Here is a 12,874-nt window from a genome sequence, read left to right as displayed (position 1 = left end):
GAACCAAATGAGCAGCCCCAAGCTGGGATACCGAATGGGCACCAGCGTCCAGGCCGGAGCCGTCTATGACGAGGGCCTGCGCAGGCATATGCTGCGCGTCTACAACTACATGGGCCTCGGCCTCGTCGTAACCGGCCTGGTCGCCTTCTTCGTGGCCTCGACGCCGGCGCTCTACGTGCCGATCTTCTCCAGCCCGCTGAAATGGGTGGTGATGCTGGCGCCGCTCGCCTTCGTCATGATCTTCTCGTTCAAGATGCAGACCATGTCGGCGGCGAGCGCACAGACGATGTTCTGGGCCTTCTGCGCGGTGATGGGCCTATCGCTCGCCTCGGTGTTCCTGGTCTTCACCTCGACCAGCATCGCGCGCACTTTCTTCATCGCCGCCACGATGTTCGGAGCCACCAGCCTTTACGGCTATACGACCAGGCGTGACCTGACGCAGTTCTCGTCCTTCCTGATTATGGGCCTGATCGGCGTGGTGATCGCCAGCCTGATCAACCTCTTCCTCGGCTCGACCGCGCTGCAGTTCGCTATCTCGGTGATCGGCATTGCCGTCTTCGTCGGCCTCACAGCCTGGGATACACAGACGATCAAGGAACAGTATGCCGAGAACTTCGACGCGGAATCGCAGCAGAAGCTCGCCGTGTTCGGCGCCTTCTCGCTCTATCTGAACTTCATCAACATCTTCCAGCTGCTCCTGAATTTCACCGGCGAGCGCGAATAAGCCGGACCGTGGCAGGCAACACTGCTGACCTCGGCGTGGCCGGAGGGAAACCTCCGGCCATTTTTTGTCGACTGTTCATCAAGGGGTCCACGACCAAGGTGCGATTGCCTGCCGCGCTTGAGTTCGCGCGCGGCCTTTTGCTAGCCTGCCGGCCAAACCAGCCAGCCGCGAGGACGCAATGGAACAGGTGACGCTTCAAGCTGACGGCATCTCGGCGACCATCGTCGGGCAGGGGGCTGAACTGGTCTCGCTGCGCGATGCCGACGGCACAGAGCTTCTCTGGCAGGCAGGGCCGGCCTGGCGGCGCCATTCGCCGGTCCTGTTTCCAATCGTCGGCCGGCTGAAGGGCGATCAGCTGCGCCATCGCGGCCAGACATATCCGATGACACAGCACGGCTTTGCCCGCGACCGGCACTTTGCCTGGGCGGAGCAGGAGCCGACCTCCTGCACATTGGTCCTGACGGATGACGCCGAAACGCGGTCGCACTATCCCTTCGCCTTTCGCCTGGCCATTGGCTACGAACTGACCCCCCGGCAGCTCGGCGTCACCTTCGAGATCGCCAATACCGGCGACGAGCCGCTGCCGGCCTCGATCGGTGCGCATCCGGCGTTCAACTGGCCGCTGCTGCCGGAACTGCCCAAGGAGGCCTATCGGCTGACCTTCGTCGATAGTGAGCAGGCGCCCGTCCGCCGCCTGAAAGACGGTCTGCTGCTGCCGGACCCGCAACCGACACCTATCGAGGGAAAGACGCTCGCTCTCTCTGAAAAACTGTTCGACGACGACGCCGTCATCCTAGACCGGCCGGCCAGCACAAGCGTGCGCTATGCCGCAGCGCGCGGACCGGCGATCGAGATGTCGTGGCGGGGTTTCAACGAGCTGGGCATCTGGTCCAAGCCCGGCGGTGCGCCGTTCCTGTGCATCGAGCCATGGCATGGCATCGCCAGTCCCGTCGATTTCGACGGCGAGTTCGCCGACAAGCCGGGCGTCATGCTGATCGAGCCGGGCAGCCGGCGGGTGCTGAGCTACCGGATCGGCCTCAGCCGGGAACCGTAGAGCATGGCATACGCCATCAAGGCCGAGATTGAGGACCCGCGGGCGGAGACATTCATCTTCGCCCAGAAAACCATGTATGGCGGCAAGCAAATCGCCGAAGGTGACGTCATCTTCCTCTTCGCCAGCGAGAATGAAGGTGGGCAGGGGCTCGTCGCGCGTGGTATCGTGACCTCGTCGGAGGCTGTTCCCAGACATCCCGATCTCGAACGGCAGACACCGCGGGTCAGCATTGCAGTGCGTCGGACCGTCCTTGCGACGAAGCTGTTGGGCCGCGATGAGCTCAAGCGCTTCAAGGATTGGAATGACGGCCGGCCCGAGACCGAGCTCAACTTCAAATTCTACCGCCAGGCGACGAACAAGATCGTCGGCATCTCGGACGGGGCGGCGTTGTTTCTCGAAGGGTTTTTCTGACGGGGCGGGACAGCTTGTTGCCAAGGCCGCATTCTGCCACGATGCGAGAAATCGGTGCGCATGGGGAGCCACGGCGATGAGGGGCATTCGGACGTTGGCGGCGTGCGGTTTGCTCTTTTCCGCCTTGTCGCCGGCAACGGCCGGGGAGAAATTACGGGCTTCGGACAAGGCAGCACTTGCCGAATGCCTGAAATATGTCGGCGATTTTCCTGGCGACGTTCCCGGGGTGAACGATACGCCGACGCCCGCCATTCATATCGACAACGCCATCAAGCTCGCCGGACACGAGCCTGCCTCATGCGTCAACTACGTGACCGAGCTGTGCTCTTTCGAGAGCGACGACGGCCGCTCACAGCTGGGATTGATCGATTGCGCCAACCGCGAAGTCGCCGTGTGGGAGGACCGTCTCAACGCGACCTATGCGGCGCTGATGGCCAAGGCCGCGCCCAAGGCACGGGACGGCTATCGCAAGATGCAGCGCGCCTGGATCGCCTACCGCGACGCGCGATGCAAGGCGGAAGCATCCGCCGAGACCGTGAATATCGATCGTCAAAGCAACATCACCGTCAGCTGCGTGCTCGACGCGACGGCGCGGCAGGCGCTGATCCTCGATAACGAGCTGTCGGATCTGCAGTGACCGGGCAGCGAGAGGTGTGACACGAGGGTCGCTCGCTTGAGACCGCGGCACAACGGGCATTCGACATCTCCGCAGCCCACATCCGTAAGTCGCATAAGATAGATTATGGAACTTATCTCGCGATATCGATGCGGGCTTTGGCGCGCCTCGCGTAGCAACGTGCCCGTAGCCCTTGCGCCGAACGCAGTGGCGTCGCCCTTGCGGATGGGTCCCTAAATATCTCGTAGTTGAGATTGCAATGCCAACTGAGCAGTCGTCGTTATCGCTCTGACTCGTAAGGAATTTCGATCGCCATACCATCATAGGCCGGCACCACGTGGTCCGGTGTCTCGGCCATTACCAGGGCGTAGTCCAGCGGCACGTGCATATGCGTCAGCACGGCTTTCGTCGGTGCCAGTTTCTCGATCCAGCCCAGCGCCTGGCCGAGCGACAAATGGCTGGGATGGGTGTTGTACTGCAGCGCGTCGATCACCAGCACGTCGAGACTGCCCAAATGCTCGACGGTGGCCTCCGGGAAGCCGCTGATATCCGGGCAGTAGGCAAGCCCGCCGATACGGAAGCCTAGCGAAATGATGTCGCCGTGGAACTGCGGCAGCGGCTGGAGGGTGAGGGCGCCCCCCTCGCCTTCGATCATCACCGGGGTCGCGTGGTCGATGATGTGGGCCTTGACGATCGGCGGATACGAGCTTCCAGGCGGCGTCTCAAAGCAGTAGCCGAACGCCTCGCGCATCCGGCGCATCGTCGGCTCATCGGCATGGATGTCGATCCTGTGCCGCTGGTCATGCACGTAGCCGCGCAGATCGTCGATGCCGTGGATGTGGTCGGCATGCGGATGGGTGTAGACGACGGCGTCGATGCGCCTGACCGAAGCCATCAGCATCTGCTCGCGGAAATCCGGCCCGGTGTCGATGACGACCGTGGTGCGCGCGCCATTGGCGGCAATGCGCTCGACCAGGGCCGCCGTTCGCATGCGCCGATTTTTCGGGTTGGCTGGATCGCAATTGCCCCAGTCGCCGGTGATGCGCGGCGTGCCTGGCGATGAGCCGCAACCAAGAACGGTGAAGCGCAGCCGGTCGCCCATATCTCAGCCTGCCGCCATTGCCGGACGCGGCATCTTGGTGAACAGCCTAAAGAAGTTCCCGGTGGTGATATCGGCGATTTCGGCCTCGCTGACGCCGATGGTCTCGGCAAGCACCTTCGCCGTGTTCGCCACATAGGCGGGTTCGTTGCGTTTTCCCCGATACGGGATCGGCGCAAGGTAAGGCGCATCGGTCTCGACCAGCAACCGGTCACGCGGGACGTCAGCGGCGATGGCGCGCAACTCGCTCGAGTTCTTGAAGGTCAGGATGCCCGAAAAGGAGACGTAGCCGCCCAGCGCCACACCGACTTCGGCGAGCCTGCGCCCGGACGAAAAACAATGCAGAATGAAGGGGAAGGCGCCCTTCCCTGTCTCCTCCTCGAGGATCGACGCCATGTGATCGTCGGCATCGCGTGAATGGATGACCAGCGGCAGGCCGGTCCGGCGCGCGGCCGCGATATGGGTGCGAAAGCCTTGCGCCTGCGCATCGCGTGGCGCCTTGTCGTAGTAGTAGTCCAGCCCGGCTTCGCCGATCGCCACCACCTTGGGATGACCGGACAGCCGCACCAGCTCGTCAGCGGTGACGTCCAGTTCTTCCGCGGCATTGTGCGGATGGGTGCCGACCGAGCAGTAGACTTCATTAAAAGTTTCAGCGATTTCAAGTATTTGCTGAAAACGCTTGACGCGCGTCGAGATCGTGACCATGCGGCCGATCCCGGCGGCGAGGGCGCGGGCGACGATAGCCGCCCGCTCCTCGGCGAAGTCCGGAAAGTCGAGATGGCAATGGCTGTCGACAAGCATCAGGCGTTCTGCTCGACATAGCGCGGGAACACGCCCTCCGGCGCCGGCAAGGCGGTGCCGGGCACCAACGCGTGGTCGGCATGGACGTGCTCGAAGGCGCGCTTGTCCGCGGGCACGGCCAAAAGATCGAGCAGCTTGGCCGCCGATCCTGGAACGAAGGGCTGGCAAAGCACCGTCACCCGCCGCACCAGTTCAGCTGTTGTCCACAAGACCGTTTCCATGCGCTCCGGGTCGGTCTTCTTCAGTGCCCAGGGCTCCTGGGAAGCGAAATAGCGGTCGGCTTCGGCAACGACGCCGAAGATTGCCGCCAGCGCCAGATGGATGCCCTGCTCCGCCATAGTCCGGCGCGAGACGGCCAGCGCCTCGATCGCCTGGTCGAGGATCGCCGTATCGGCTTCAGTCAGTTCGCCGCGCTTCGGCACCATGCCGCCGCAGTTCTTGGCAATCATCGACAGCGAGCGCTGCGCCAGATTGCCAAGGCCGTTGGCGAGGTCGGCGTTGGTGCGGTTGACGATCGCTTCATGGCTGTAGTTGCCGTCCTGGCCGAACGGCACCTCGCGCAGGAAGAAATAGCGCACCTGGTCGACGCCATAGTGCTCCACCATCGTGAACGGATCGATGACGTTGCCGACCGACTTCGACATCTTCTCGCCGCGGTTGAACAGAAAACCGTGGCCGAAGACGCGCTTCGGCAGCGGGATCCCCGCCGACATCAGGAAGGCCGGCCAATAGATGGCGTGGAAGCGCACGATGTCCTTGCCGATGATGTGCGCATCGGCAGGCCAGAACCGCCATTTCTCATCATTTTCATTAGGATAGCCGACGCCAGTGATGTAATTGGTCAAGGCGTCGACCCACACATACATCACATGCTTCTCATCGCCCGGCACCGGCACGCCCCAGTCGAAGGTGCTGCGCGAGACCGACAGATCCTTCAGCCCCGATTTGACGAAGCTCATCACCTCGTTGCGGCGCTCGGCCGGGCCGATGAAATCGGGCTGGCCTTCATAAAGCGCGATCAGTTTGTCCTGATAGGCCGACAGCCGGAAGAAATAGCTCTCCTCCTCGACCCATTCGACAGGCGTTCCCTGCGGGCCGTAGCGCACATTATCGGCGCGGACCTCGGTTTCCTCCTCGCCGTAATAGGCCTCGTCGCGCACCGAATACCAGCCGGCATAGCCGCCCTTGTAGATATCGCCATTGGCGGCCATCGCCTTCCAGATCGCCTGGGAGGACGCATAATGCCGCTCTTCAGTGGTGCGGATGAAATCGTCGTTGGAAGCGTTGAGCGCGCTCGCCATGCGCTTGAACTCGGCCGAGTTGCGGTCGGCGAGCTCGCGCGCCGTGATGCCCTCCTTGCGCGCTGTCTGCAGCATCTTGATGCCGTGCTCGTCCGTGCCGGTCAGGAAGAAGACGTCCTTGCCATCGAGCCGCTGGAAGCGGGCAAGCGCATCGGTGGCGATCAGCTCATAGGCATGGCCGATATGCGGCTTGCCGTTCGGGTAGGAGATCGCGGTCGTGATGTAGAATGTGTCGCGTGACATGAATGAACCGTCATGAATGTCTGAATGTGAGTTGTGGCGGTGGATATCGCATCGGAACGTCGATTGCCATCCCGAGGCCAATGCATGCCGCCCGAAAGTGGGTCAACGGCATGCATCGAACGAGCCGTCACATTCGCATTGCAGAATTCAGGCGGTCGATCATGGTCAGGGCGTGCTGCTTCTTGTCGAGGTTGTAGGTCTCCACCTCAGATATCGTGTTCGCCGCCTCGTGCCAAGCCTCCGACAGGTTTTTGGCCCTGCCGAGATCGCCGGACAAGGCTGCTTCGCTGGCGGCGGCCGATAGCAAATCGAGCGCGCGGCGGTTGAAGATGTCGAACTGGATCGCCTGATCGCGTCCCGCCACCGCCTCGGCAAGACGGTGGGCGCCGGCAATATCGGGTTTCCTCGCCGCCACCAGCGTGTCCAAGGCGCCGGCGATCTCCAGCCCGCCATATTGGGTGAGCAGGATGGCATTGCGGGCGCTGCCCCCTGCCCGCTCGGCAAGTGCTGCGCGCGCCGCGGGATCGTCCGGCGGCGGCGGCTCGACATTTTCCAGCACCGCCATCAGCTCGTCGTCTGCCAAAGGCGCCAGCCGCACCATCTGGCAGCGCGAGCGGATCGTCGGCAGCAGGCTGCCCGGGGCGTGCACGATCAGAATGAACAGAGTGCGCGCCGGCGGCTCCTCGAGATTCTTGAGCAAGGCATTGGCGGCGTTGGTGTTCATGTCGTCGGCCGGATCGACGATGACGACGCGGTAGCTGCCGTCATGCGAGGTCATCGACAGGAAGCGGCTGACCCTGCGGATCTCGTCGACGGTCAGCACCGTCTTGAAACTCTTGGTCTTGTCGTTGGCCGGACGCGTCAGATGCAGCACGCCCGGGTGCGCCCCGGTGGCGATCTGCCGAAACAGTGAGGAAGCCGGATCGGGAACGGCAAGCGTCTCGGGTGCCGTCCTGAAATCCGGATATTTCAGAAGATGGTGCGCTAGGTGGAAGGCGAGCGTTGCCTTGCCGATGCCATGCGGTCCGGCAAAAATCAGCGCATGCGGCAGCTTGCCGGTGCGGTAGGCGCCTGCAAGCATGCCTGCCGCCGACGCGTGGCCGATCAGTCGTGGCGTTTCCGCCGGCTCGGGCACGCCGTCCAGCGTGTCGTGCTGTTCCGGGGCGATGCGTTCGAAGATCATGCCGGCGCCGTCTGCTTTTTCTGCGCCGGCATCCGCGCTTCCAGGGCCGCGAAGACGGCGGCGGTGACGACATTCTCCACCGTGTCGGGATCGGCGGAAGCGTCGATGACGACGCAGCGCTCCGGCTCCGCCTTGGCGATGGCCAGGAAGGCCTCGCGGCGACGCCGGTGAATGGCCAAGGTCTCCTTCTCGAAGCGGTCTGCGACGTCACCCGCGCCGCGCCGGGCGGTGGCGCGCTTCAGGCCTTCGACGGGATCGATGTCGAAGATCAGCGTCATGTCCGGCATCATGCCGTTGATGGCCACCGCTTCAAGCGCCTTCATGAAATCGGCATCGATGCCCCCGGTGACGCCCTGGTAGACGCGCGAGGAATCGATGAAGCGGTCGCACAAAACTATCGAGCCGCGCTCGACCGCCGGCCGGATCACCTGCTCGACATGGTCGGAGCGCGCGGCAGCAAACAGGATCGCTTCCATCTTCGGGCCGAACGGCTCGGCGGCCCCTGACAGAAGCACGTGCCTTACGGCCTCGGCGCCGGGCGATCCACCCGGTTCGCGGGTGACCAGAACCTCGTATTTCTTGGCGCGCATGCGCCGCGCCAGCCGCTCGATCTGCGTCGACTTGCCTGCTCCTTCGCCGCCCTCGAAGGTGATGAAAAAACCGCTCGCCAATCGAGACTGCCTTTGCCCGCGCTGGCCGCTGTCATAGCTCCCGTCCGACAAAAGGTCCACGAACTTGCCCGCTCACAAATGTTTCTGTCGCAGCCAGCCGACAGCGAGTTCCTTGGCTGCATCGAGCGCACGCTGCGGCAGCGTGCCCACCTTCACCGACTCGGCGGCATAGAGTGGTGTCTGCTGACTGAGCGTGTCCCCTATCCAAACGCGCAATTCTCCAACCGGTTGCCCCTCCTCCACCGGCGCCGACACCGGACCCCGATAGACGATCCTGGCGGTCAGCTTGTCGCGGTTGGCGATCGGCAGAAAGATGTCCACGGGACCCTTCGCTTTCAAGGCCAGACCGGATTTGGCGCCGCCGAAGACCTGCGCTTCGCCGATTACCTCGTCCTTGGCGAAAATCTCGGTCTTCTGGAAGGAGCGCGAGCCCCATTCGAGCAGCTTGCGCGCCTCCTCGGAACGTTCGCGGTCGTTTGCCAGCCCGGTAAGCGCCGCGATCACGCGGATGCCGTTGTGGCTGACGGTGCCGACCAGGCCGAAACCCGCCTGCTCGCTGGCGCCGGCCACGAAGCCGTCGGCTTCGATGCCCATGGCGATCAGCGGATTGCGGTTCCTCTGCGCGATCTTGTTCCAGGTGAAATCCGGCTGGCCGTAATAGTGGAAGAACTCGGGATAATCGCGCCATAGATGCAGCGCCAGCATCGTGAGCTCGCGCACCGTCGTCTGCTGGCCGTCGGCCGGCAGGCCGGTCGAGTTGACAAAGGTCGATTTCGAAAGGCCGATCTGGCGGGCGCGATCCGTCATCTGCGCGGCGAAATTCGCCTCCGAGCCGGCCATGCCCTCGGCGAGCACGATGCAGCCGTCATTGGCGGCCTGCACGGTGACGCCCTGGATCAGGTCCTCGACGCGCACTTCGGATTTGAGCTTGGCGAACATGGTCGAGGTACCGGACGGCGCGCCGCCGGTGCGCCAGGCATTTTCGCTGACGACGAACGTATCGGCGAGCGTGATGCGATTTGCCTTGATGGCGTTGAAGACCACCTCCATCGTCATCAGCTTGGCCATCGAGGCCGGCGGTATCGGCCTGTCGGGATCCTTGGCGAAGAGCACCGTGCCGGTGTCGGCATCGATCATGAACGCTTGTGTTGCCTTGGTCTCGAACAGCTGCGCATTCGCCGGAATGGCGCAAACCAGCACCAGCACCAATCCCAGAAGGCTGGCGAAAGGCGGAAAACGGCGCAACTGCATGAAATGTCGACCCGATCTGAGCAAAACCGGAAGGCGCTGAGCGGTTTTCCGCCCCGGAATTGCGCAAAGACTACCCCGCAGCCAAGCTATCAGGGTTTTTGACGCCGGACCAACGGACAGCGAGAATTTGATCAGTTACGCACAACCAGCGCGTCCGGCGCGCCATGCGACCACGCAGCCTGCAGCAGGTCGTCGATGCTGCCATGGCCGTCCGGATAGACATTGACCGCATACCAGTCATTGCCGTCAAGCTCCGTGCGCTGGATCTCGGTCCGACCGAACGGCTCGAGCGCCGCCGCCACACGCTTTGCCTCGGCGGCCTCGTCGAAGGAACCGGCGGCGACGTAGTCGGATCCGGGAGCCTGCTCCTGGCGGTTCGAATTCCGCCATGATTGCAGGACGTCGGCCGGCGACATGCCGCCCGCGTCGAGCGCGGCAAAGACATCGGCGCCCTTCACCCGCTCATCCGCATAGGACAGCGAAGCTATGGCGAAGGGCGAGTTCGGCGGCAAGGTGAGGTCCGGGCGTTCCGGCACGATCGGCCCGAAATCGGGCAGCGCGACATCGCTGGCACCCTCGACCGAGTATGCCGCCGGTTGCACGATCGGCTGCTCCGAGACGCTCGGCTGTGTAGCGAAAGTCTGCCCCGAATTGGTCAACTGTCCAGGGAACGGCACGGCGGCCGGCGGTGCTCCCACCGACAGGCTCGGCGACGGGCCATTCATGGCCACCATCACGCCGGTCGGCAGGCCGTCCGACGGATCCGGCCGATTATTGCCCGGGCGGTAGGAGGCCACCAGATACTGATCATCATCGCCGTCGAGCGGCGCGCGGCCGACATATTCGACCTTCACCCTGGCCGTGCCGACCTTGTCATAGTCGAGCATCTGCGCCGCGCGCTCGGAGACGTCGATGATGCGGCCTTCATGATAGGGACCGCGGTCGTTGACACGAACGATCACGGAACTGCCGGTCTCCAGATTAGTGACGCGGGCATAGCTCGGCAGCGGCATCGTCGGATGCGCCGCCGTCAGATGCGTCATGTCATAGACTTCGCCATTGGCGGTCAAACGCCCATGAAACGCATCGCCATACCAGGAGGCCAGCCCGACCTTGGTGAAGCCCTTCTTGTCTTCCTTCGGATAATACCACTTGCCGCGAACCTGGTAGGGTTTGCCGAGCTGGTCGCGGCCGCCGCCACGGCGCATGAACTGGACGCGCGGGCTTGCCTTCACGCCATATTCGGATTCGGCGAAATATTCCTTGGAGCGGGCCTTCTTGTAGACCATCCCCTTCGGCTCGGGTTGTGAGGCGCAGGCAGCCAGCAGCAGGCCCGAAAGGGCGCACAGGGCGAAAGCAGAAGCGCGACGAAGACGCGGGCGCGCCGAAGTCTGCATGTTTTCGATTGTCCCCTATCGTCCTGCCATTCGACGGAGCCAGAGGTCCGCCAATGCCAGCAACACCTTGATCCCCAATCCCTTTGTGCACAGGAATTGTTTATCACGATGTTAATCGATTATGGCCACAACAGGGCGAGATTATGGCGCGGGCTGAGAAGCAGTGCTGTTTGAGCGGCTCGGCGGTGGCGGTGGATTTCCGCGCCGCTCCGTCAAACCGTTTAAGCGTCGGACCGAATTTCCACTGTTATCGCGGTATCGACCCGTTGGCGACGACTTGCGAGAGCTTCTCGCGCTTCGTCAGAACAGGCTTCTCATAGATTTTCTTCATAATCTCCCCTTTTTGGAAGTACCAGCGCGTTTAGACTGGCAGCCTCTGGGCTGCATTGTCAATGCATCAACCGGCGTCCAGCCGCCCGCCCCGGTTCCCCCGAGCAATGATTGGACCGTTCCTGCGATTGACAGATCTTCGCACGGCGCACTAGAGCATGGAGCGCTCACGTTCCTGCCGGCACGGCTTTGCGGTCGGTGGAACGAAGCGCGCCTCGTGAAAAATCACGATGGAGGGATGGCCGAGCGGTTTAAGGCACCGGTCTTGAAAACCGGCGTGGGCGCAAGTTCACCGTGGGTTCGAATCCCACTCCCTCCGCCAGGTGGCCATCGATTTAGTTTAGCATCGATACTCCAAACGGCTGAAAATACTCACCTTTCCAGCGATCGGCGTGAAAAACCATCGGTTTCGTTGGAAGTCAATCGACGTTGCGGCCGGGTATGAAACCGGGTAGCGTCTCCGCAAGAACCGGGTATTCCGGGGTTCGGAGGACGATATGCCCAAGCTCACCGACGCGCAGTGCCGCGGCGCCAAGCCAGCCGACAAACCTTACAAGCTTGTCGACGGCGGCGGCCTGCACCTATTCGTCAGCCCTGCCGGCCTGAAATCCTGGCGCTACCGATATGAGATCGGCGGCAAAGAGAAGCTGCTCACTCTCGGCAACTACGGCGACCGCCCGCCGGCCCTGACCCTGGCTGCGGCGCGCGCTGCCCGAGACGAAGCACGCGCAACTGTGAAGACCGGCCGCGACCCTGGCGTCGTGAAAAAGCGCACCAAGCTGGCCAACGTGCAGAGCACGGCAAACACGTTCGAAGCGATCGGCCGTGAGTGGTATGAGCTGCAAAAGCCACAATGGGTCGAGCGTCACGCGGCAGACGTGCTCGACAGCCTGGAGCAAGAGGTGTTCCCGATCATCGGTAGCCTGCCGATCGCCGAAATCACGGCGCCGGAAGTCTTGGCGATGCTGCGGCCGATCGAGAAGCGCGGGGCGAAAGAGACGGCTCGGCGCATCCGCCAGCGCGTTTCGGCGATCTTCGTCTATGCTATCGCCTCCGGCCGCGCCTCGAACGACCCGGCGGCCATCGTCAAGGGGGCAATGGCGCCTTTGAAGAAAGGGCGGCAGCCGGCGATCACCAATCTGGAGGCGGCCAAGGAAATGCTGGCCAAGGCGGAGGCGCAGCCGTCGCACCCCGTCACCAAGCTCGCGCTGCGCATCCTGGCGCTGACTGTCGTGCGCCCTGGCACGCTGGCGACAACGCCTTGGGCGGAGTGGGCTGGCCTCGACGCGCACAAGCCGCTCTGGCACATCCCCGCCGAGCGGATGAAGCTCCGGCTACAGCACAAGGACGACGAGGCTAGGGACTTCCTGGTGCCACTGGCTAAGCAGACCGTGGAGGCGATCGACGCGCTGCGCGTGCTCACCGGGCGCGGCCCCCTCGCCTTCCCCAACGCTCGCCACGCGCACAAGCCGATGAGCGAGAACGCGATGGGCTACCTGCTCAATCGCGCCGGCTACAACGGCCACCACGTTCCGCATGGCTGGCGGTCGACCTTTTCCAGCTTGATGAATGAGCGCTTCCCCGTCGACAAGCCGGTGTTGGACCTCATGCTTGCCCACGTCCCGAAAGACAAGGTGGAGGCAGCCTACAACCGCGCCCAGCATCTGGAGCGGCGGCGGGAATTGGCGCAAGAGTGGGCGGACTTGCTCCTGGAGGGTGCAGCGCCAGCTATCGATCTGCTCGCCGGGCCGAGACGCTAAGGCCACGCCGCGAACACGTTGTCGCACCAGATT

General features: G+C 63.4%; 12 protein-coding genes and 1 tRNA gene. 6 read left to right on the top strand and 7 right to left on the bottom strand.

Annotated elements, in window-relative coordinates; genetic code table 11:
• The first annotated feature begins 7 nt into the window (after positions 1 to 7).
• From EN869_RS14955 to EN869_RS14940, 4 genes are all read left to right on the top strand, one after another.
• Entirely contained in the window at positions 8 to 724 is a 717-nt protein-coding gene (locus EN869_RS14955) for a Bax inhibitor-1/YccA family protein (protein ID WP_127226521.1), read from the top strand.
• Between the two features lie 178 nt (positions 725 to 902).
• Positions 903 to 1,778 (top strand): aldose 1-epimerase family protein, encoded by an 876-nt coding sequence (locus tag EN869_RS14950; protein WP_127226520.1) that lies wholly within the window; start codon positions 903 to 905, stop codon positions 1,776 to 1,778.
• Between the two features lie 3 nt (positions 1,779 to 1,781).
• Positions 1,782 to 2,189: a hypothetical protein gene (locus tag EN869_RS14945; RefSeq protein ID WP_127226519.1), complete on the top strand. Its 408-nt coding sequence runs from the start codon at positions 1,782 to 1,784 to the stop codon at positions 2,187 to 2,189.
• 76 nt (positions 2,190 to 2,265) lie between these two features.
• Positions 2,266 to 2,826 carry a lysozyme inhibitor LprI family protein gene (locus EN869_RS14940; protein ID WP_167507039.1) on the top strand — a complete coding sequence of 187 codons (561 nt, stop codon included), beginning with the start codon at positions 2,266 to 2,268 and terminating at the stop codon, positions 2,824 to 2,826.
• A 259-nt stretch (positions 2,827 to 3,085) separates the two neighbouring features.
• Here the strand turns inward: EN869_RS14940 and EN869_RS14935 are convergent, their stop codons facing one another.
• From EN869_RS14935 to EN869_RS14905, 7 genes are all read right to left on the bottom strand, one after another.
• The gene (locus EN869_RS14935) at positions 3,086 to 3,907 is read right to left on the bottom strand and encodes an MBL fold metallo-hydrolase (RefSeq protein WP_127226517.1); all 822 of its coding nucleotides are present in this window, start codon (positions 3,905 to 3,907) and stop codon (positions 3,086 to 3,088) included.
• A gap of 3 nt (positions 3,908 to 3,910) precedes the next feature.
• Positions 3,911 to 4,705 (bottom strand): TatD family hydrolase, encoded by a 795-nt coding sequence (locus tag EN869_RS14930; RefSeq protein WP_127226516.1) that lies wholly within the window; start codon positions 4,703 to 4,705, stop codon positions 3,911 to 3,913.
• Entirely contained in the window at positions 4,705 to 6,249 is a 1,545-nt protein-coding gene (gene metG / locus EN869_RS14925) for a methionine--tRNA ligase (RefSeq protein WP_127226515.1), read from the bottom strand. Before metG ends, EN869_RS14930 begins: the two co-directional genes overlap by 1 nt.
• A 127-nt stretch (positions 6,250 to 6,376) precedes the next feature.
• Positions 6,377 to 7,432, bottom strand: a complete 1,056-nt coding sequence (locus EN869_RS14920; RefSeq protein WP_127226514.1) for a DNA polymerase III subunit delta' — start codon at positions 7,430 to 7,432, stop codon at positions 6,377 to 6,379.
• Positions 7,429 to 8,103 carry a dTMP kinase gene (tmk, locus tag EN869_RS14915; RefSeq protein ID WP_127226562.1) on the bottom strand — a complete coding sequence of 225 codons (675 nt, stop codon included), beginning with the start codon at positions 8,101 to 8,103 and terminating at the stop codon, positions 7,429 to 7,431. The genes EN869_RS14920 and tmk overlap by 4 nt, the downstream gene beginning before the upstream one ends.
• 72 nt (positions 8,104 to 8,175) lie before the next feature.
• Complete coding sequence (locus tag EN869_RS14910; RefSeq protein ID WP_127226513.1) at positions 8,176 to 9,354, bottom strand: D-alanyl-D-alanine carboxypeptidase family protein; 1,179 nt, start codon at positions 9,352 to 9,354, stop codon at positions 8,176 to 8,178.
• A gap of 131 nt (positions 9,355 to 9,485) precedes the next feature.
• Positions 9,486 to 10,751, bottom strand: coding sequence for a septal ring lytic transglycosylase RlpA family protein (locus tag EN869_RS14905; protein WP_127226512.1), 1,266 nt, complete (start codon positions 10,749 to 10,751; stop codon positions 9,486 to 9,488).
• A gap of 562 nt (positions 10,752 to 11,313) precedes the next feature.
• On the opposite strand from EN869_RS14905, the gene EN869_RS14900 reads away from it, so the two are divergent.
• Positions 11,314 to 11,403, top strand: a tRNA-Ser gene (locus EN869_RS14900).
• A 175-nt stretch (positions 11,404 to 11,578) separates the two neighbouring features.
• Positions 11,579 to 12,841, top strand: a complete 1,263-nt coding sequence (locus tag EN869_RS14895) for an integrase arm-type DNA-binding domain-containing protein (RefSeq protein WP_128334324.1) — start codon at positions 11,579 to 11,581, stop codon at positions 12,839 to 12,841.
• Positions 12,842 to 12,874 lie beyond the last annotated feature (33 nt).

It is taken from the genome of Mesorhizobium sp. M2D.F.Ca.ET.226.01.1.1 (genome assembly GCF_004022705.2).
GTDB lineage: Bacteria > Pseudomonadota > Alphaproteobacteria > Rhizobiales > Rhizobiaceae > Mesorhizobium.
The sequence above is the reverse complement of the archived record's forward strand: the minus strand, read 5'-3'. Positions and strand labels throughout refer to the sequence as shown.